13 protein-coding genes and 3 pseudogenes are annotated in these 18,675 nt (G+C 66.9%); all 16 read right to left on the bottom strand.

Annotated elements, in window-relative coordinates:
* Positions 1 to 73: 73 nt before the first annotated feature.
* A pseudogene (locus KY499_RS18745) lies at positions 74 to 361 on the bottom strand (PAS domain S-box protein); the annotation flags it as partial.
* 150 nt (positions 362 to 511) lie between these two features.
* Positions 512 to 2,626, bottom strand: coding sequence for a bifunctional diguanylate cyclase/phosphodiesterase (locus tag KY499_RS07430; RefSeq protein WP_258191006.1), 2,115 nt, complete (start codon positions 2,624 to 2,626; stop codon positions 512 to 514).
* Positions 2,627 to 2,748: 122 nt separating this feature from the next.
* Positions 2,749 to 4,932 (bottom strand): EAL domain-containing protein, encoded by a 2,184-nt coding sequence (locus tag KY499_RS07425; protein ID WP_219886663.1) that lies wholly within the window; start codon positions 4,930 to 4,932, stop codon positions 2,749 to 2,751.
* A gap of 164 nt (positions 4,933 to 5,096) precedes the next feature.
* Positions 5,097 to 6,341, bottom strand: a complete 1,245-nt coding sequence (locus KY499_RS07420) for a glycosyltransferase family 1 protein (RefSeq protein WP_219886662.1) — start codon at positions 6,339 to 6,341, stop codon at positions 5,097 to 5,099.
* A 126-nt stretch (positions 6,342 to 6,467) separates the two neighbouring features.
* Positions 6,468 to 6,731, bottom strand: a complete 264-nt coding sequence (locus KY499_RS07415) for a hypothetical protein (RefSeq protein ID WP_219886661.1) — start codon at positions 6,729 to 6,731, stop codon at positions 6,468 to 6,470.
* Entirely contained in the window at positions 6,728 to 8,176 is a 1,449-nt protein-coding gene (locus KY499_RS07410; RefSeq protein WP_219886660.1) for a flotillin family protein, read from the bottom strand. The genes KY499_RS07415 and KY499_RS07410 overlap by 4 nt, the downstream gene beginning before the upstream one ends.
* 104 nt (positions 8,177 to 8,280) lie before the next feature.
* Positions 8,281 to 9,156 (bottom strand): HNH endonuclease, encoded by an 876-nt coding sequence (locus tag KY499_RS07405; protein ID WP_123254258.1) that lies wholly within the window; start codon positions 9,154 to 9,156, stop codon positions 8,281 to 8,283.
* Positions 9,157 to 9,275: 119 nt separating this feature from the next.
* Positions 9,276 to 9,602, bottom strand: coding sequence for a ferredoxin (fdxA, locus tag KY499_RS07400; RefSeq protein ID WP_219886659.1), 327 nt, complete (start codon positions 9,600 to 9,602; stop codon positions 9,276 to 9,278).
* A 6-nt stretch (positions 9,603 to 9,608) separates the two neighbouring features.
* Positions 9,609 to 11,082: pseudogene (locus tag KY499_RS07395) on the bottom strand (aldehyde dehydrogenase family protein).
* A 36-nt stretch (positions 11,083 to 11,118) separates the two neighbouring features.
* Positions 11,119 to 11,907: an SDR family oxidoreductase gene (locus KY499_RS07390; protein WP_219886658.1), complete on the bottom strand. Its 789-nt coding sequence runs from the start codon at positions 11,905 to 11,907 to the stop codon at positions 11,119 to 11,121.
* Complete coding sequence (locus KY499_RS07385) at positions 11,907 to 12,875, bottom strand: dihydrodipicolinate synthase family protein (protein WP_219886657.1); 969 nt, start codon at positions 12,873 to 12,875, stop codon at positions 11,907 to 11,909. Before KY499_RS07385 ends, KY499_RS07390 begins: the two co-directional genes overlap by 1 nt.
* A gap of 32 nt (positions 12,876 to 12,907) precedes the next feature.
* On the bottom strand, positions 12,908 to 13,690 hold the full coding sequence (locus KY499_RS07380) for an enoyl-CoA hydratase-related protein (protein WP_219886656.1): 783 nt from the start codon (positions 13,688 to 13,690) through the stop codon (positions 12,908 to 12,910).
* Positions 13,691 to 13,719: 29 nt separating this feature from the next.
* On the bottom strand, positions 13,720 to 14,973 hold the full coding sequence (locus KY499_RS07375) for a CaiB/BaiF CoA-transferase family protein (RefSeq protein WP_123254263.1): 1,254 nt from the start codon (positions 14,971 to 14,973) through the stop codon (positions 13,720 to 13,722).
* Positions 14,970 to 16,335: pseudogene (locus KY499_RS07370) on the bottom strand (FAD-dependent oxidoreductase). Before KY499_RS07370 ends, KY499_RS07375 begins: the two are co-directional and overlap by 4 nt.
* Before the next feature lie 17 nt (positions 16,336 to 16,352).
* A complete protein-coding gene (locus KY499_RS07365) occupies positions 16,353 to 17,648 on the bottom strand; it encodes an MFS transporter (protein WP_123254265.1) in 1,296 nt (431 codons plus the stop codon).
* A 173-nt stretch (positions 17,649 to 17,821) separates the two neighbouring features.
* The gene (locus KY499_RS07360; protein ID WP_123254266.1) at positions 17,822 to 18,430 is read right to left on the bottom strand and encodes a helix-turn-helix domain-containing protein; all 609 of its coding nucleotides are present in this window, start codon (positions 18,428 to 18,430) and stop codon (positions 17,822 to 17,824) included.
* Positions 18,431 to 18,675 lie beyond the last annotated feature (245 nt).

The raw sequence follows: 18,675 nt of genomic DNA, 5'->3' as shown, positions 1-18,675 counted from the left end.
TGCGGACCGACAGCGCGACCGCGGCCCCGGCTTCGAGCGGAACCAGCGAACACGTGATCTCCACCGGGACATGGGTGCCGTCTGCCCGGCGTCCGGCACCCTCGAACGGCCGCGGCCGCGGCGGGGGAGTGGCAGAGCCTGCGGCGCCGGCGGTGGCCAGACGTGACAGGACGAGATGGAACGGCTCCCGGGACATTTCAGCGAGCAGCAGGCTGTGCTCGGCTCCCATCAGCTGGGAGCGGGAGTAGCCGAAGAGCTGCTCGGCGGCGGAATTGAGGAAGCGGATGGACCCGTCCTGATCCAGCAGCAACAGCGCGTCAGGGCTGTGCTCCAGTAAAGCCAGTGCAAATCCGGTGTCCATGATTATTCTCTGTCCCCCAAGCGACGGATGTGGACAGCCGGCGCACTCTGATGTCCGTGGTTTGCGGCTGTTCCTGAATCATAGGCTGTGCGCCCGCAGCAGAACGATCCCGAACGTGCCGGGACGCCAACATGTCGGCGGCGCCTGCCGTTAGGGCCGTGGCAGGGCACCTGCCGCGGCAGGATGCGCCGCCACGGTGTCCGGCGCAAAAGCGTCCGTGGCAGCCTTCGCGACGACGGCGATGCCCGCGACCGACGTCCGTAACGCATGCTCCAGCTCGGTAGCGGGCCGGGGGCGTGAAAAGAGGAACCCCTGCAAAGCATCACAATGATGCTCCATCAGGAACCGCGCCTGCGCGGATGTCTCGATGCCTTCCGCCGTGACCTGCAGGCCCAGGCTCTTGGCCATATGGATCATGGAGGTGAGGATCGGGAGCTTCTCCGCGCCGGTGACGACCATCGACACAAAGGACCTGTCGATCTTGACGATGTCGACCGGCAACTCCTGCAACCGGCCCAGGGACGAATAGCCGGTTCCGAAGTCGTCCAGCGCGACCCGGATGCCGGCCGCGCGGAGCGTTTCCAGCTGGGCGATGACGTGCGAATGGGCGTCGAAGAACACGCTCTCCGTCACTTCGAGCACCAGTTGCCGCGGGTCAAGGCCACTACTTTTGATGGTGTCCATTACCTGTTCCGCGAAGTCCCGGCGCTGCAACTGCACGCCGGAGACGTTCACGGCCACGGACCTGCGCGGGTCACCAGCCAGCCACGGCCCCAGCTCCAGGCACGTCCGGCGCAGGACTTCGGCTCCGATCTCCCGGATCATACCGCTGCGTTCCGCCGTTGTAATGAAATTGTCCGGCGCCATCAGCTCACCCGGGCCGGCGGAGACAACGGGCTGGTAGTGCACGGCGATTTGTCCAAGTTCCACGGACTGCCTGAGCCCGGCAGTCAGCTGGGTGCGTGCCAGCAGCGCCGCATGCATCTCCGGACGGAAGTGGACGTACCGGTTTTTGCCGGCTTCCTTGGCTGCATACATGGCCAGGTCCGCCTGTCGCAACAGCTCCGACGAGGTCACGGACGCGTCCGTGCGGGTCGCCACGCCCAGGCTCAGGCCCGGCTGCAGTTGCAAACCGTCGATGGACACTGTGCGGTTCAGGGCGTCCACGACGCGGCGGGCGACGCTGTCTGCATCGCTGCAGCCGACCAGCAGGACCACGAACTCGTCCCCGCCCAGCCGCGCCACCGTGCCATGCGGCCCCACGCAGTCCCTCAACCGGCGGGAGATTTCGACCAGCATTTCGTCGCCGGCATGGTGTCCCAGGACGTCGTTGACTTCCTTGAAGTCATCCAGGTCCAGCAGCAGGACCTGGACCGGGTTCTGCGTCAGCAACGCGGCATCGGCGCGTTCCTTGAACAACAGCCGGTTGGCCAGTCCCGTCAACGGATCCTGAAAGGCCAGCCGCTTGAATCGGTCCGTCTGCTCGGCGAGTTCATCCATCGCCCGCCGCGCCTGGTTCTGGGCCCGACGGTGGGGTGTGATGTCACGGAAGTTCCAGATCCGGCCGATGACGGTATTCGAGACCGTCTGCGGCATCGTGTTGAACTCCACGGCGCGGCCGTCCGTGAATTCCAGGACGGCGTGGCTCCGCGTCACGTTGTCCCCGTACAGTGCCGTGACGTGCCGCAGGAAGGACTCCGGGTCCACAAGCTGGTCTGCGATGAACCGGATCAGGGCGCGGGGGTCCTGGGCTGCGACCAGCTCGGCGGGCATCCCCCATAGCTTCAAATACTGTTCGTTGATACCGGTGATCTGCCCGTCACTGGAGATCACCACGATCCCGTCCGAGACTGTCTCCATCGTGGCGTCCAGCAATGAGACGGCAAGCCGCCTGCCGGCGTCGTAATCCTCCCGGAAACCGGCATCCCGGATAGCGACGGCCATGGATGTTCCCGCCTCGGTCCGGACCAGCGAGCAGCTGACTTCCAGGGAAAGCTCCCTGCCGTCCCGGTGCCGGCCGACGACGGCAAAAGCCCGGCTGACGGGATGTTTCTTCCGGCCCAACCGCCCGAAGATCCGCAGGAAACCAGAGTGCTCATCGTCGGCGAGCAACAGGTGATAGGCGGCGCCGAGCAAGTGCTCGCGGGGATGGCCGAAGAGCCGTTCCGCCGCGGAATTCACGAATTTTATGGTTCCGTCCGCGGTCAGCAGTACGTAGGCGTCCGGACCCTGGTCCAGCAACGCAGCTTCATCTTCAATTCCCACGGTTTCCGGCCCCTAAAGCATCGGATGATGACGGCCCCGGGCAACGCCGAAGGCATAACGACTCTAGCTGCATCATAGTGTCTGGATGCCCGCGATCAGGGTTGATTCCGGTTCGGTGCCTGTCACGGCCGTCCGACCGTATGATCGGCGTGGTGGGCCGCGAGCGTCAGCCCGATGGCTGCTTCGGCCCGGCTCAGTCCGGCGTCCAGCCCGGCTGCGGGTTGCGGACATGACAACAAAAACCCCTGCAGGGACTCGCAGCCCAGGTTCACCAGGTAGGCGGCCTGCGCGGCGGTCTCGACGCCCTCCGCGGTGACGCTGAGCCCCAGGCCATGGGCCATGGCGATCATGGCATTCAGGATGGGCAATTCTTCGGCCCCGGTTTTGATCATTTCCACGAAGGACTGGTCGATTTTCAGCGTATCGACGGGGAGCTGCTGCAGCCGGCCCAAGGAGGAATGTCCGGTGCCGAAGTCGTCCAGAGCCACCCGCACGCCGGCCTTCCGGAGGCGCTTGAGCTGGTGGATCACATCGAAGTCGTTGTCAAAGAACACACTCTCCGTGACCTCCAGAACCAGCTGCCGGAGATCTACGCCACAGGACTCGGTCACCGCCACGACCAGTTCATCGAAGTCGCCATGCCGCAACTGCACGCCGGACACATTTACCGCCACGGACCTCGCCGCGTCCTCCCGCAGCCAGGGCCCGAGCTCAGTGCAGGCGCGCATCAGCACCTCGGTGCCGATCTCCACGATCAGTCCGCTGCGCTCCGCCGCGGCGATGAAATGCCGCGGCTGGATGATCCTTCCATTGAGTTCCCAGCGGGCCAGAGCCTCAACCTGGAGGCCGGAGTTCCCGCCGGTGGGCAGGATGGGCTGGTAATGCACGACGATCTGGCCGCTGTCTACCGCCAAACGCAGCCCGGCTTCCATCTCGGTGCGCTCCACGAGTTCGTACATCATTTCGGGCCTGAACTTCAGGTACCGGTTCTTGCCGGCCGTCTTAGCCGCATACATTGCGATGTCGGCCCGCCGCAGCAGCTCCGAAGCATCCACAAAGCCGTCGCTGATCGAGGCCAGCCCCAGGCTCAGACTCGGGTGCAGCATGGCGCCGTCGATCCAGACCGGGACCTTCACGGATTCAACAATCCGTGTGGCGACGGCGTCCGGGTCCAGCGAACCGATCAGCAGCACCACGAACTCGTCGCCGCCAAGCCGCGCCACGACGTCGTCCGGCCGTACGCACGTGCGCAGGCGTCGGGCGACCTCGATCAGCATCTGGTCCCCGGCATGGTGGCCAAGGATGTCGTTGACTTCCTTGAAATCATCGAGGTCCAGCAGGAGAAGGTCGACGGCGGTGCCGCACGGACCGTTCAGGGCACTCGCCAGATAGTCATTGAACAGTTGGCGGTTGGACAGACCGGTCAGCGGATCCTTGAACGCCAAAGCCTTGAGCTGGGCGGCCTGTTCCGCGAGATCAGCCATGGCCTTGTCTATCCGCTTCTGCGCCTCCCGGGCCGGTGTGACGTCCCGGAAGCTCCAAACCCGTCCCACCACTTCCTCGGCGACACGCTGCGGCCGGGAATACCGTTCGAAGACCCGTCCATCCTGGAAGTCCAGCACATCGATGCTTTCCACCGTGGGGTGCGAGTACAGTTCGACGACCTTGTCGACGAACTGACCGGGATCTTTGAGCTGGTCCAGGACAAAACCCATGAGCGACTCGTCGTCCTGGGTGGCCAGAAGTTCAGCGGGAATGCCCCACATCGAGACGAACTGGTTATTCGCGCTGGCGATCCTGCCCTCGCTGCTGACCACCAGGATGCCATCGGCGGTGGACTCGAGCGTGGCGCTGAGCAGGGACATGGCCTCACGAAGTCCGGCGTCGGCCTCTACGCGGGGAGAGGCATGGCGGACGGTCATTACTATTTGCGATGTGGAGGCCCGGGCGGCGCCGTTGGCGCCGTTCGCGCCGGGGGAGCCGGGGATGGGCGCGCTGGCGACTTCGGCCCGGAACTCCGAGCCGTCCTTGCGCCGCCCAACAACGTCGGTGGCTGCTGCGCGCTCGCCATCGCAGCGGTCGGTGGGAGCGCCTTGCTCAGTGCTGGAGCCGATGCCCTTCGCCGCGAGGATGCGGTGGTGTTGGCCCAGCAGTTCGGCCCGCGCGTAACCGAACATGCGTTCAGCGGCGGCATTGGCCAGGCTGATGGTGCCGTCCCCGGTGAGAACCAGGAGGGCATCCGGGCTGGATTCCACCAAGGTCTCATAGTCCGGAGCCCCGGCCCCGTTGCCCTGGGGTGCGCTCACGCCACCTCCACCGGACGACTCCGGAACCACCGATTTGCCACAATGAGACCTTCCATCCGGAAATCATAGGTCCCCGGGCGGCCGTTTGCGGCCAACGCGGTACCGGCCGGGCCGGATCGCGCCGTGGGATGAGCCACTCCGGACTCAAGCCTGGCGGCCGAGGATCATCGGGCCGTGCGGGCACCAGTCCCGGCCGGGCCGGACAGGCCTGCCGTGCCTGCCGGGCCTGCCGTGCCTGCCGCGCCAGCCGTGCCTGCCGGGCCTGCCGCGCCAGCCGCGCCTGCCGGGCCTGCCGTCCGGTCTCCGGCGACGGAGGCATAGTGGCCAAGAAGTTCGTCGCCAAGCGCTGCCCACGTGCGGCCCTGGACAGAGGCGCAGGCGGCCGACGCGAACGCGCGGCGCTTGGCGTCGTCGCCGATCAGGTCCTTCACCCGGTCCTGCAGCCCGGTCAGGTCACCGGGCTGGTACAGCCAGCCGGTCCGGGAATTCTCCACGAGGTCCAGCGGCCCGCCGCGGCCCGTCGCCACCACGGGCACCCCGGATGCCATGGCCTCCTGGATGGTCTGGCAGAACGTCTCGAACTCGCCGGGATGGACGAAGAGGTCAAAGGACGCCATGGCGAGGGGGAGTTCGTCGCCGGCCAGGAAACCCGTGAACACCGCATCGGGCAGGGTCGCTTCCAGCTCCTGGCGCTGCGGCCCGTCGCCAACGATCACCAGCCGTGTCCCCGGCAGGCCAGCCAGCGCCGCCAAGTCTTCCACTTGTTTCTCAACCGCCAGCCGGCCCACATACCCAATGATCCGCTCGCCACCCGGGGCCACAGTGGCGCGCCAGCGGGCGTCGCGCCGGGCCGGGTTGAACCGCTCGGTGTCCACGCCCCGCCGCCACATCTGAACCCGCGGAATGCCGCGGCCGCGGAGCTGGTTGAGCGCGAAGGTGGAGGGCGCCAGAGTCCGGGACGCCAGCAGATGAATCTGCTCCACCCGGGTCCAGGCCCAGTTCTCCAGCAACGGGACGCCGTAGCGGGCCGCGTAGCTGGGGACCTCCGTCTGATAAATGGCGACGGTGGGGATCCCCAGCTGGTGCGCGGCCTGCGCCGCCCGCCACCCGAGCACGAAGGGGGAGGCCAGATGGACGACGTCGGGGGCGTAGTCGGCAAGGATGCGCTTGACCCGATACACACCGCCCCACGCAACCCGGACGGTGGCATAGCCGGCCAGAGCCACCGCGGGAACCCGGTGGACCCGGGCTCCGTACACCTCGTGCGGAACGTCGGTGTCCGGCGTCGACGGCGCGATGACCAGCACCTCGTCCCCGCGCCGCTGCAGATGCTCGAGCACGCGCACAATGGAGTGGGTTACCCCGTTCATGTGCGGCAGGAATGATTCGGCCACAATTGCGATCCTCACCCCTCCACGGTGCTGCCCGTTCCTGACGGCGCGGGGGAGCGGGCGTGTCATGGAGGGGAAGATTGGGTTAACAGGAGTGCCCGCACCCGCGCTCCGGGTCCGGCCCCCGGGACGCGGGTGCGGGCTTTAGGGTGCCCGGACGCCGCCGTCGTCCGTCCACAGGATCTCCGGGATCTCATCCACATAGACCGTCTGCGGCGGCTTGAAGTAGATGACGAGAACCTGCTCGCCCACACCGAAGACGCGGTCCGTGTCATAGGGATGGGCGTGGAAAGCGCTCGTGCCGCCGCGGAACGGGAGCATCACTTCGCCGATGGTGCCCGGCCCGATGCGTCCTGTGACCCGGCCGATTCTGCCGGTCAGGCTCCGGTCAACGTCCCGGTGCGTCACCGGGCATCCGGCGTCCTCGGGTGGGGCGGGGGCCTCCGCGTTGGGTCCCGGCCGTTCCTGAGCGCCGCGGCGAGGGTCGGCAGGTAGTCGCCCACCTGGGCCAGGATCCCGCCAATCATCCGGTTCATTCCTTCGCCGCCGTTGAGGACGGAGAGCTGCCCGATATGTGCGAATGGCTCGGCCGCCGCGGCGATGATGGCCGGCATGGTTTCGGCGAGCTGCTGCGAGATAACAGCGTCCTGGTTGGTTCCCAGTGCCGTGGCCCGGGCTTTGATGCCGTCCGCCTCGGCTAGAGCCTTGGCCTTAATGGCGGATGCGGCGGCGTCACCGCGCGCCTTCGTGGCTGCCGCCTCGGCCTCGCCGGTGAGCCGGGTGGCTCCGGCTGTGGCCGCCGCGGCGGTGGCGTTCGCCTGGGCCTGCAATTCGGTGCGCCGGGCATTGGCCTGGGCCTCAAGCTCGGTGCGGCGGGCCAGGGCCTCGGCGGCGCTGATGTCCGCGGCTTTCTGTCCCTCGGCCTCGGTCCGCTTGGCATAGGCTTTGGCGTCGGCGGGCTTGCGGACCGTGGTCTGGAGTTTCTGTTCCTCACGGCCCGCCTCCAGCTTGGCCACCTCGGTTTCCTGGACGACCACTTGCTGGCGTGCGGTCGCGTCGGCCAGAGGACCGGCCTGGGCGGCATTGGCCTTGGCCTTCTCGGCATTGGCCAGCGCCAGGGACTGCCGGATCGCGGAGATGCTCCGGGCGTCGGCAATCAGCGCCTCCGCCTCCGCTTCCTTCTCCGCCGCCTCGCGGTTCCTGGTGGCCTCGGCGATGCGGGCCTCCATTTTGACCCGGGCAATGTGCGGCTTGGCGATGTTCTGGATGTAGCCGGTGGGGTCCTGCAGGTCCTTGATCTGCAACGAATCCACGACGAGGCCAAGTTTCTCCATTTCGACGCCGCTGGCGCTGCGGACCTGCGAGCCGAGCTTGTCGCGCTCGCGGATAATTTCCTCGACTGTCATGCTGCCGATGATTGAGCGCAGGTGCCCTTCAAAGACGTTGTAGACCTGGCTCTGCATTTTGGGCTGCTGGCCGAGGAACCGCCGGGCGGCGTTGGCGATGAACGGCGGGGCATCACCGATCTTGTAGATGACCACTCCTTCGACCACCACCTGGATGCCCTGCGAGGTCACGCAGGAAACTTTCAGCTCGGTTTCATTCAGGGTCAGGGACAGGGCACGCACCGTCTGGAGGCCGGGCACCACGAGGGCGCCCTTCCCGGTGACGATCTTGAAATCCAGGCCCTCCCTGGTCTCCAGGGTCCCGCGCGTCAGACCGGAGATGATGAGCGCCTCGTTCGGCTCCGCGACCTTCCACATCAGTTTCGTTGCCAGCCAAACGGCGACGACGACGATCGCCACCCCGACGATGATGGCGATCAGCGGGAAGAAAGCTGACACGTCCGGCATGACCCGAGTCCTTTCGCTGCGCTGAAAGAGCAGCTGCTCCCTTCAGTCTGCTGCGATGCCGGCACGGAAGTCCAGCCCTTCATTGCTGCGGGGAACCCGGGCGGCTACTGCTGCTCCAGGATCCGCCTGGCGTCCTGCCGGGCCGCCAGTTCTACGGGGCTGACGGTCTGCCCGGGCAGGAATCCGCCGGAGGCCATGATCCGCCGCAGCTCCGCGACGGTCCGCGGAACTGCCACGCCGCGGTGGGTCATGGCGTGGCAGTTGGCGCAAAGCGGAACCATGTCCGCAACGGGATCCAGTTCATAGCCCCGGCCCAGGCCCGACGGCGGCACGAGGTGATGGACCTCGATGAAGTCCCGGCCAATTCCGCCGTAGACGGCCTCGAAGTCGAAGCCGCACACGGCACACCGGGTACCGTGCCGGGCAACGCACAGCCGGCGCGCGTCAGCATTGTGTTCGTAACGGTTCACTTCGACGCGGGTGACGGCTCCCGGCGGTAAGGTTCCCGGCACGGGCTGCGTCGGATCCGGTCCGGGTTGCGGCCCGGACTCACTCCAGAGCCGGCGCAGCCAGGTCTCCCAGGACGGGTCAACGGCCAGCCCGGAGCCGCGGCTGCCGTCCGCCTTGATATCGTCCCAGTCGATGCCCGGCACGGCTGCTTCGAGGACCGCCGAAGGAATATGGTCCCCGAGGGGCAGAAGCGAATCGAACGACACCCGGACGGGCAGCGCAGCCGGCGAGATTTCCCGGTCCGCGAACGGTTCCGGCCGATCCGAAACCACCACACCGTGGCCAAGGAGTCCCCGGGCATGGCGCCCCCGCAACAGGAGCCAGACATCCGCTTCCGCTGGAATGTCACAGGTGCCGTCCACACCCCACGTTGCCAGGAACCGGCCCGTCGCGGTGACCTGGTCCACTGCCGCAGCATAGGTCCACCCGGTGGGTTGCTCCGGGTCCCAGGCCAGGAAGATGGCTGTCATGGACCCATTGTCGCAGCGCCTGGCCCGCGGATAGTGCCGGGCGACGCGCAAAATGCCTGGCGCAGCGGATATTCCCGCAGCGCCAGGCATTATCCGCGTCGTTTGACGAGCACGGCCGGTCAGCCGGCGTGTTCGCTTACGGGCTCGGCCGCAATCACCGGGTGGTCCCGGCCGAGGTTGCCGAGGCCGGAGGCGCCCTGCGGTGACCCCAATTCCTCGAAGAACTCCACGTTGGCCTTGACGTAATCGGCCCACTCGTCCGGAACATCGTCCGAGTAGTAGATCGCCTCCACCGGGCAGACCGGATCGCAGGCACCGCAGTCCACGCACTCGGACGGATGGATGTAGAGTGCACGGTCGCCTTCGTAGATGCAGTCCACCGGGCACTCGTCGATGCACGCTTTGTCCTTCACATCCACGCAGGGCTGCGCGATCACATACGTCATGACCGGTTACACGCCCGTGTAGACGGTTTTGCCCCAGGTGAAGAAATCCAGCGCGGACTTCCCCTGTTCGCGGAACGTGTTGGTGGAGGAGTCCTTCACACCGCCGAACGGAACATTCAGGTCCAAGCCCGCGGTGGGACGATTGACTTTGATGACACCGGCCTGCGCGCGTGCGGCGAAGTCCGTGGACAACGCCAGGGAGTCGGTGCAGATGCCGGCGGTGAGGCCGTAGCGGGAATCGTTGATGGCGGTCAGGCCGGCCTCATAGTCCGCGACCTCGAGCACAGCCACCACCGGTCCGAAGATTTCCTCGGTCACGGCGGCGTCGTCGTACGGCAGGTCCGTGAGCACGGCGGCGGGGAAGGCCAGCGCTCCCGTGGGGTCGCCGTTGTGCTCTCCGCACAGCAGCGTCGCGCCGCGTTCGACGGCGGAGCGCACCGCTGCCTGGTTCTGCTCGAACTGCTGCCGGCTCACCACGGCTCCCATCGCTGAATCCATGCCGTCGCCGGGGGTGTAGGCGGCGGCTTCTTCCGTGAGGGCCTCAAGAAAAGCGGTTCGGATGCCCGGGGTGACGTAGACCCTGGACGTCGCGGTGCAGGCCTGACCGGTGAGTCCGAACGCGCCGGCGGCCACGACCTTGGCGGCCTTGCGGGGATCGGCGTCGTCCAGGACCAGGACGCCGTTTTTGCCGCCCATCTCCAGCTGCACCCGGGCACGGCGGGCGTTCAGGATCTCCTGCAGGCCCAGACCTACCGCCGTCGAGCCGGTGAAGGACAGCCCGGCGATGCGGGGGTCGCGGGCAAGGGCGTCGCCCACCACACGGCCCTTGCCGTGCACCACGTTGAACACACCGGCCGGCAACCCGGCGTCCTGCAGGGCGCGGGCGAGGTGGGTGGCGGAGAGCGGGGTGAGCTCGGCTGGCTTGATCACGACGGAATTGCCGCTGATCAGTGCGGGGGCGGACTTCCAGGCCGGGATGGCGATGGGGAAGTTCCACGGGGTGATGAGCCCGACGACGCCAAGCGCCTCGCGGCGGGTGGTGATGGTGGTGCCCGGCAGGCCGCTGGGCAGGACTTCGCCGGTGGCGGCCCCAGCCGAGGGAACCGAAGAAGCGCAGCACATCGGAGGCGCGCTTGACCTCGCCCTTGGCTTCGGCGAAGGTTTTGCCTTCCTCATGTACCAGATCCTCGGCGATGGCGGTCTGGCGTTCCAGCAGCAGGTTGCCGGCGGCCATCAGGATGGCGCCGCGGGAGGGAGCGGGCAGGGCGGCCCAGGCGGGCTGCGCGGCGGCGGCTGCGGTGATGGCGGCGTCGACGTCTGATGCGGTGCCGCTGGGGGAGAGAGCGGCGAGCTCGCCGGGGCGGGCCGGGTTCGTCCGCTCGGTGTCCGCCTCGCCGAGCCATTCGCCGTTGATAAGGTGCCGTGCGGTGATGAGGTCGCGCGCGGTGGCGGTGGGGAGGTCTGTTGCCGTGGAAGTCATGGGGATCCTTCGGGTCGTTTTGAAGAAACGGGCGGGTTAGAGGCTGCGGATCAGGCCGCCGTCGCACCTGAGCGCGACGCCGGTGATGTACGACGCCGGGGCGCTGCAGAGGAAGGCGGCGGCAGCGCCGAATTCCCCGGGTTCGCCGTAGCGTCGGGTGGGGATGGTCTTGCGGGATTCCAGCCGGATGTCCTCGACCGTGGTGCCGCGCCGCTTGGCGGCGGCCTGGTCCAGTTCGGCCACGCGTTCCGTGGCGATCCGGCCGGGGAGGAGCATGTTCGCTGTGACGGAGTCCAACGCAACTTCGGCGGCAAGGGTCTTGAGGTAGCCGGCCAGGGCTGCGCGTCCGGTGTTGGAGACGGCCAGATTGGGCAGGGGTGCCGCCACGCCGCTGGAACCGACCGCGAGAATCCGTCCCCAGCGGCGTTCCCGCATGCCTGGCAGCACCTGGGATATGAGCGCGTGGTGGGGTTTGACCAGGAGTTCGAAGGCGGCAGCGATGTCGTCGGTGCTGAGCGTCGCCGCGGCGCCGGGTTTGGGACCCGGTCCGTTGAGTACCAGGATATCGATGGGGCCGAGTTCGGCCACGGTCTGTCCGACGGCGGCTGCCACACCGTCGGGCGTGCTGAGGTCCGCCTCGATGGCGACGGCGCCCGGCCCGTAGGCATCCGTCAGTTCGGCAACTATCTCCTTGGCACGGATGTGGCGTCGGCCGGTGATGGCGACGTGCGCCCCTTCAGCGGCGAGGGCGCGTGCGATGGCCAGCCCCAGGCCGCCGGTGGATGCGGCCACGAAGGCGGTCTTCCCGCTGATTCCGAGATCCATCAGTAACCTCCTACGGTTGTGAGTGCCGCCGGCACCGGCGCTGTCGTGGGAACCGTGGCCGGCGCGGGCGGACGCGCCTCCAGAGCCGCGGCGGCCGCTGCCAGATGCTTGAGCATGCTCGGCCGGAGGACTTCCGGGAAAGCCGCGCCCGGGGCGCGGACGCCGGCGTCGGCGATGAGTCCGCGCTGGCGCAGGCACTCCTTGCGGACGGGCAGCGCGATTCGGACCTGCTGCTCGAAGTTGATCAGCGGCAGGTACGGCAGCAGCGCATCCCGGGCTGCCTCGTAGCCGTCCGTCTGCCAGGCGCGGACGGTGGCGATGAGCGCTTCCGGGTAGGAGAAGCCCGTCATGGCTCCGGCTGCCCCGGCCACGAGTTCGTCCAGCAGCCCCTGGCCGCCGAGTCCTCCGAACACAGACACCTCGAGCGCCTCGGCGAGCCGTGCGATCGCCACGGACGTGGGCGGCGCCTCGGCCTTGACTGCGATGACGAACCGGCAGGCCTGCACCACGGAGATCAGGGACTCGATGCTGATGCCGACGCCGCTGGCCAGGGGGTAGTCCTGCAGCACTACCTTGGCGCCGGTCGCCTGGTGGATGGCGTGCAGGTGGGCGACCACCACGGCAGGGTTCGCGGAATTGGCCTGCACCATAACAGCCGCCAGGCGCTCGCCGGCGGTGGCCTGCGCAGCTCGGATTTCCTCGATGGCGGTGCCGGTGTACAGCGAGGTCACGCCAGCCACAAGGGGAAGACCCGTTTCCTCGACTGCCACTTCCAGGACCAGGGTCCTTTCTGCGGGAGTAAGTCCCGCGGCCTCGCCGAAGACACCCAGAACCGTGAGGCCCGCGGCGCCGATGGATTCGTAGTACCTCACGAGCCCGGCCAGGCTGTCCGAGTCCACGTCCAGCGTGCTGCCCTGGAACGGGGTGGCGACAACGCCCCACACTCCGTGTGCCAGTGACTCCCGCATTGGATTCTCCTTCGTTGGTTGGACCTGCATCGTTAGCGTCCTGGCCATACTGGCGGACGCTTTTCCTGGAAAGCACGGACCCCTTCGGCGGAGTCCTCGCTGTCCAGCGCTGCCATAAGGGCCGGAAGCCGGAGACCGCGGGCCTCGGCCGCGGTGAGATGCCCGGTCCTCGTGACCATCTGCTTCACGGCCTGGACGGAGGTGGGCGCGCACGCGAGGATTTGCTCCACCCAGCGCTGCACGGCGGCGTCGAGTCCGTCGTCGGGGACCACCTCGTTGACGAGCCCCATGGCCTGCATCTCCGCCGCGCCTGCCTTCCGGCCGGTGAGGAGCATGCCCATCGCCTGGGTGTGGGGGATGCGCCGCACCAGCTGGTGGATGCCGCCGTCGAGCGCCAGACGTCCCACCCGTGGCTCCGTGAGCCCGAAGCGGGCGCTCTCCGCTGCTATGACGATGTCAGCGCCGAGCACCATTTCCATGCCGCCGCCGAGTGCGAAGCCGTTGACCCGGGCAATGACGGGGATGTCGAGGCTGGTGCGCAGGCTCAGTCCGCCGAAGCCGTTCGGGTCCAGGCCGGACCAGTACTGCAGGCCGGTCTTGTCCACGGCCGTTGCGGACATGTCGGCGCCGACGCAGAACGCCCGTGTTCCGGCGCCGGTGATGACGACGGCGCGGACGCTGGGATCAGCCTCCAACTGGTTCCAGATTTCGTTGAGCCGGGCCTGGGTGCGGCCGTCGACGGCGTTGAGCACGTGCTGGCGGTCGATGACCACCGCGGCCACGTGGTTCTCGATGGTCAGCGTGACCTCTTCCACGGCGGTTATCCCAGCTTCTGAAACGGCCGTCACCGGAGCACTCCCAACTGTTGGAGGCGTTCGATGGTTTCGGCGTCGAAGCCGTTCTCCAGCAGGACCTCCACGTTGTGCTCGCCGAGCCGAGGCGCAATGCGCCGCACGGTGGGCGGGGTCGCGGAGAGCCGGATCGGGGCGTTGAGCATCTTGACGGTGCCCACACCCGGGTGTTCGGCTTCCACGATCATGCCGTTGACTGCGGTCTGTGCATCGGCCAGGGCTTGTTCCAGTGTGTGCACGGGGGCGTTCAGCAGGCCCTGGTCCTCCAGCCGGGTGGTCCAGTACTCGGTGGTGTTGGCGGCGATGCGCTCGCGGAAGATCGCCTGCAGGGCCGGCTTGTTCTTGAACTGCTCGGTCAGGGTCGCGAACTCGGGCCGGAGCGTCAGGTCCTCGTCCAGGCCCAGCGCCTCGGAAATGCGCTGCAGCGGATCCGGCGTGAAGCCGCCCACCATGCACACGGCGCCGTCGGTGGTTTCGAAGACACCGCTCAGCGGCATGGCACCCCAATTGACCTCGTAGCCGCGGTTGAGCTGCATGCAGGCCTCCTGCATCTGCAGGTGCAGCATGGAGTCGTACATGGTCACCTCCACCTTCTGGCCCACGCCGGCGGTTTCCCGGGTACGCAGCGCCAGCAGAATGCCCTGCATGAGGTGCATGCCGGTGATGTAGTCACACAGCGTGGTGGGGTAGATCGACGGTTTCATCTCGTCCGATTCGCGCCGCCACATCACGCCCGAGTAGGCCTGGGCGATCGCGTCCTGGCCGCCTTTATGCGAGTAGGGGCCCGCCGGGCCGAAGCCCGTGCCGGAGGCCCAGATGATGCCCGGGTTTTCCGCTGCGAGGTCCTCGTAGCCGAAGCCCATCCGCTCCATCACGCCGGAGCGGAAGTTACTGACCACCACGTCCGCGTCGGCCAGCAGCCGGCGAAGCACCTCGCGGCCTTCCTCGGTGCGGGTGTCCACAGAGATGCTGCGCTTGTTCCGGTTGATGGACAGGAAGATCGGGTTGTCTTGGCCGTCCTTGTCCGGGAAGGAGTTGCGGGAGATGTCCCCGGTGCCCGGGCGTTCCACCTTGATGATGTCCGCGCCGTAATCACCGAGCAGCTGGGTGCACGACGGGCCCATAAAAACCTGGGTGAAGTCAACGATTTTGATGCCTTCGAGGGGAAGCGGGGTGCGGGCGGGTTCAGTGGCGGCGGCGGGGACCGCCGTCGTGCTCTCCAGTAGTTCGTCGACCACGGTGCTCATGCCCCGACCACCGCGTCGAGGTCGAGGGTGGCGTTCGACGACGGGACGTCGCCCGGGTCAGCGCCGTGCCGGCGCATGCCCTGCTGAATTTCGATGGCGGAGACGTCGCGGACGTTGATTCCCTGTTCCACGGCGAGCGCGGCGGCGACGCCGACGGCCTGGCCCATGGCCATGCAGGGCGGGATCTCGCGGGACATCTTCTGGGCCTCGGGGGTGGCCGAGTAGTGGCGGCCGGCCACGAGGAGCTGATCCACTTCCTTGGGCAGCAGCGAACGGTACGGGTAGTAGTAGTCGCGTCCGCGGGCGACCGTGTCGGTGAAGTGCCGGCGGGACGTGACGTCGTCCTTGGTCATCACGTACTCGCCGTCGAGCAGGCGGGTCTGCCGGACGCCCATCTGGGACGCGACGTCGAGCATGTAGCAGTTCTCGAAGCCTGGCAGGTTGGCCCGGACGAAGTCGACGGCCTCGGTGATCTTGTCCCGGGCGGCGAACTCGGCGGCGGTCATGTCCGCCGGGTCCACGCCGTCGTAGCCGGTCATGTGCGGGGCGTTGCACCAGACCACACCGTCGATGGGGGTCTTGAGCCACCACAGCTCCCAGGCGCCCCCGAGCAGACGCTTGATGGTGCGGTTGATGGCGCGGGCTTCCTTCGGGTTGGCCTGCTCGAAGGCTTCGGCGGCGTCGGTGTCGACGTTGCCGAGGCGGAAAACGAGCGTTGTGAGGTAGCTGTCCTTGATATGGCTGGCGCCGGCACGGGACGCAACGTCGATGTCGCCCGTGGTGTCGATGACGACGTCGGCCATAAAGGCCTGCGGCCCGGACTTGGTCTCGCAGATAACGCCCTTGATGACGCCGTTATCCACGATCGGACGGGAGAACCATGAGTGCAGGCGCAGGTTGACGCCCGCTTCGCGGACGAGGTCGTTGGAGATCCGCTTCCAGCCGTCCGGGTCGAAGGCTGCGGCGTAGCAGATGGGCTTGGGATTGACGTGGGTATGGAAGTCGAAGGTGCCGTAGCGGCCCCACTTGTTCCACAGTTCCTCGGAAGCCTTGCGGTCATCGGCGGGCGGGACGATCGCCAGGCCCAGCTTCTGCAGGCGTTCGACGTATTCAGAGACGATGCCGGTGACGGTGATTTCCTGGCCGTTGATCATGTCATCGAGGACCAGGACCATGCCGCCGGAGGCGAGACCGCCGAGGGAGGAGTAACGTTCCAGCAGCGTCACGGAGGCGCCGGAGCGGGCGGCGGTGACGGCGGCCGCGACGCCGGCGGGGGCCGCCGCCGACCACGAGGACGTTGGAGCGGGAGATGACCGGAGCCGTGAGGTCCTGGGTGGTGGTGGCGAGTTCGAGTGACGTCATGGTGTTCATGGGGATCCTTACTTTCCGACGAAGAGGCCGTTGGCGCGGCGGGCGGCCAGGTAGAAGATGATGCTGAGGATGGACAGGACGGCGACGTAGACCGGGAACACCCAGTTGAGCTGCATCGATTGGAGCCACACGAGCAGGTAGGAGGCCGTGCCGCCGAAGAGTGCGACACCGATTCCGTAGCCGAGCGCGACGCCGGTGCCCCGGCATGCCTTGGGCATCAGGGAGGTGCTGACCACGTTGTAGAGGGTCATGTTCAGAACCAGGACGAGGGAGCCGCCGAGCAGGACCGCGGCGAAGCCGCCGATGCCGGGCTGGACATACATCAGCATGAGAAATACTGACGGGATAGCCAGGATGCGGGTGATGAGGAACCAGCGGGACATGGACTTGCCGTCGGCGAGCTTGCCGATGATCCAGCTGCCGACCACCAGGATGATGCCCAGCATCGTGGTCACGGCGAAGACGGAGGTGGGGTCTTCCTTGAAGTTGCCGCGGGCGGCGCTGGGCAGTCCGACGTTCCAGGCGTAGTTGTACGCCTGGGCGGCGCCGACGACGAAGATGATGGCCAGGACTGAGAGCCAGTGCTTGCGGACCCCGGTCCAGACGGCGGCGGGGGTATTGCCCGCCAGTTCTTCCGGTTTCATGGTCTCCGGCAGGGCCCGGCGGAGGTAGAGGACGACGAAGCCGAAGGCGGCGCCGATGAAGAACGGTACCCGCCAGCCCCAATCGGACATCACTGCGCCGCCTAGGGTCAGGCTGCAAAGAAAGCTGACGAGGGAAGCCAGCAGGATGCCGATGTTGACGTAGAAGGACATGATGCCGGCGACGTAGCCTTCACGGCCGTCCGGGACGAGCTCTACGGCATGGGAGGTGGAGAGCGGGGCTTCGATGCCGGTGGAAATACCCTGCAGGACCCTGCAGGTGACCAGAATGATGCCCGCCCAGGCGCCGATCTCGGCGTAGCTCGGGGTAACGGCGATGACGAGGGTCGTGCCGGCCATCAGCATGATGGACATCAGCATCACGCGGCGGCGGCCGATCCGGTCCGCGAGGGTGCCGAGCAGCACGCCGCCGAGGGGGCGGAACGCGAATCCGACGGCGAAGACCGCCAGTGTGTTCAGGGTCGCGGACAGCGGATCCGTGCTGGGAAAAAAGTTCGGGCCGATGAATGCGGACAGGAGGCCGAAGACCATCCAGTCGTACCATTCGAGGGCGTTGCCCAGGCCCAGACCGAGTAGGCCTTTGCGGACTTCGGGCGTGAATTGGCGGGAAGCTTTTGGTGACTCGACGACGGTGTCAAGCATGGAATTTTCCTTACGCTTGCGCCCTGCTCGTTGGGGGAGGGCGGATGAGGGTATGACGCATCGCCGTCCGGGGTTGGGGGACGGTGGCTGCGAACGTGGCACGGTCTGTCAGCGGGCAGGTTCAGGCTGCGACAGCGTGGAAAAACGGTAAGGACCGCTGCGGGATGGTGCGTTTACCACGCGTGAGGTGCGTTGACCCAGATTGCTACGCATACCTCTTCGTAGCTGTTCTTGTACCAGTGCGGGATCTCCGAGGAATAGGTGATCGAATCGCCTTCGCTCAAGCTGTGGCAGACGCCGTCAAGGTAGACGTCCTTTTTGCCTGAGACGATGTAGCAGAACTCCTCGCCGCTGTGGCTAAAGGGATTGGAGCTGGTGTCGTGACCCGGCGGCGTCATGATCCACTGGGCTTCAATGCCACCGTTAAGGCCGGGGGTGAGCAATTCGTGCACTGCTTCGCCAACGGATTCCCGGGTAACGCCTTTGAGGTTGCGCCGCTCGGTTTTGCGGACCACGGGGGATCTGGTTTCGGCCTGGCCGATGAAGAATTTCCCGACCGGTATGTCCAGGCCGTGGGCCAGTTGCGCCAGGGTGGTGAAGGACGGATTCGCCAGGCCGCGTTCAATCTGGCTGACGATTGCCGGGCTGAGGCCCGTGATCTCCGACAGGTTGGCGAGCGTCATGCCCTTTTCCTTGCGCATGGACCGCACCTTGTTGCCGACGGTGGCAAGCAGGGCGCTCGTTGCGGGGGAGGCGGTGCCCGTTGCGCTCTCGGTGATCATTGACTGTCCTTCACTGGGTGACTTGACTCACATAACTATAGTGAAGATTTTTAGCGAGTCAATGATTCTGTTCATTAAAGTAAAAATATTCACAGGAATCGGGTTTTGGGTCGTGGGGTGCGCTGGGGTGCGCCACGTCCAGCGCGTTGCCCAGGGCTCCGAAATCCTCCCGATCCAGGCCCGGACAGCACGCAGAAAAGCTGGCGCAGCCGCCGCGTTTCCGCAGACCACTGCACCAGCCGGTA

The organism is Arthrobacter sp. PAMC25284 (assembly GCF_019443425.1).
Taxonomy (GTDB): Bacteria; Actinomycetota; Actinomycetes; order Actinomycetales; family Micrococcaceae; genus Arthrobacter; species Arthrobacter oryzae_A.
Note: the sequence above shows the minus strand (reverse complement) of the source record. Positions and strands in the feature narration are given on the sequence as shown.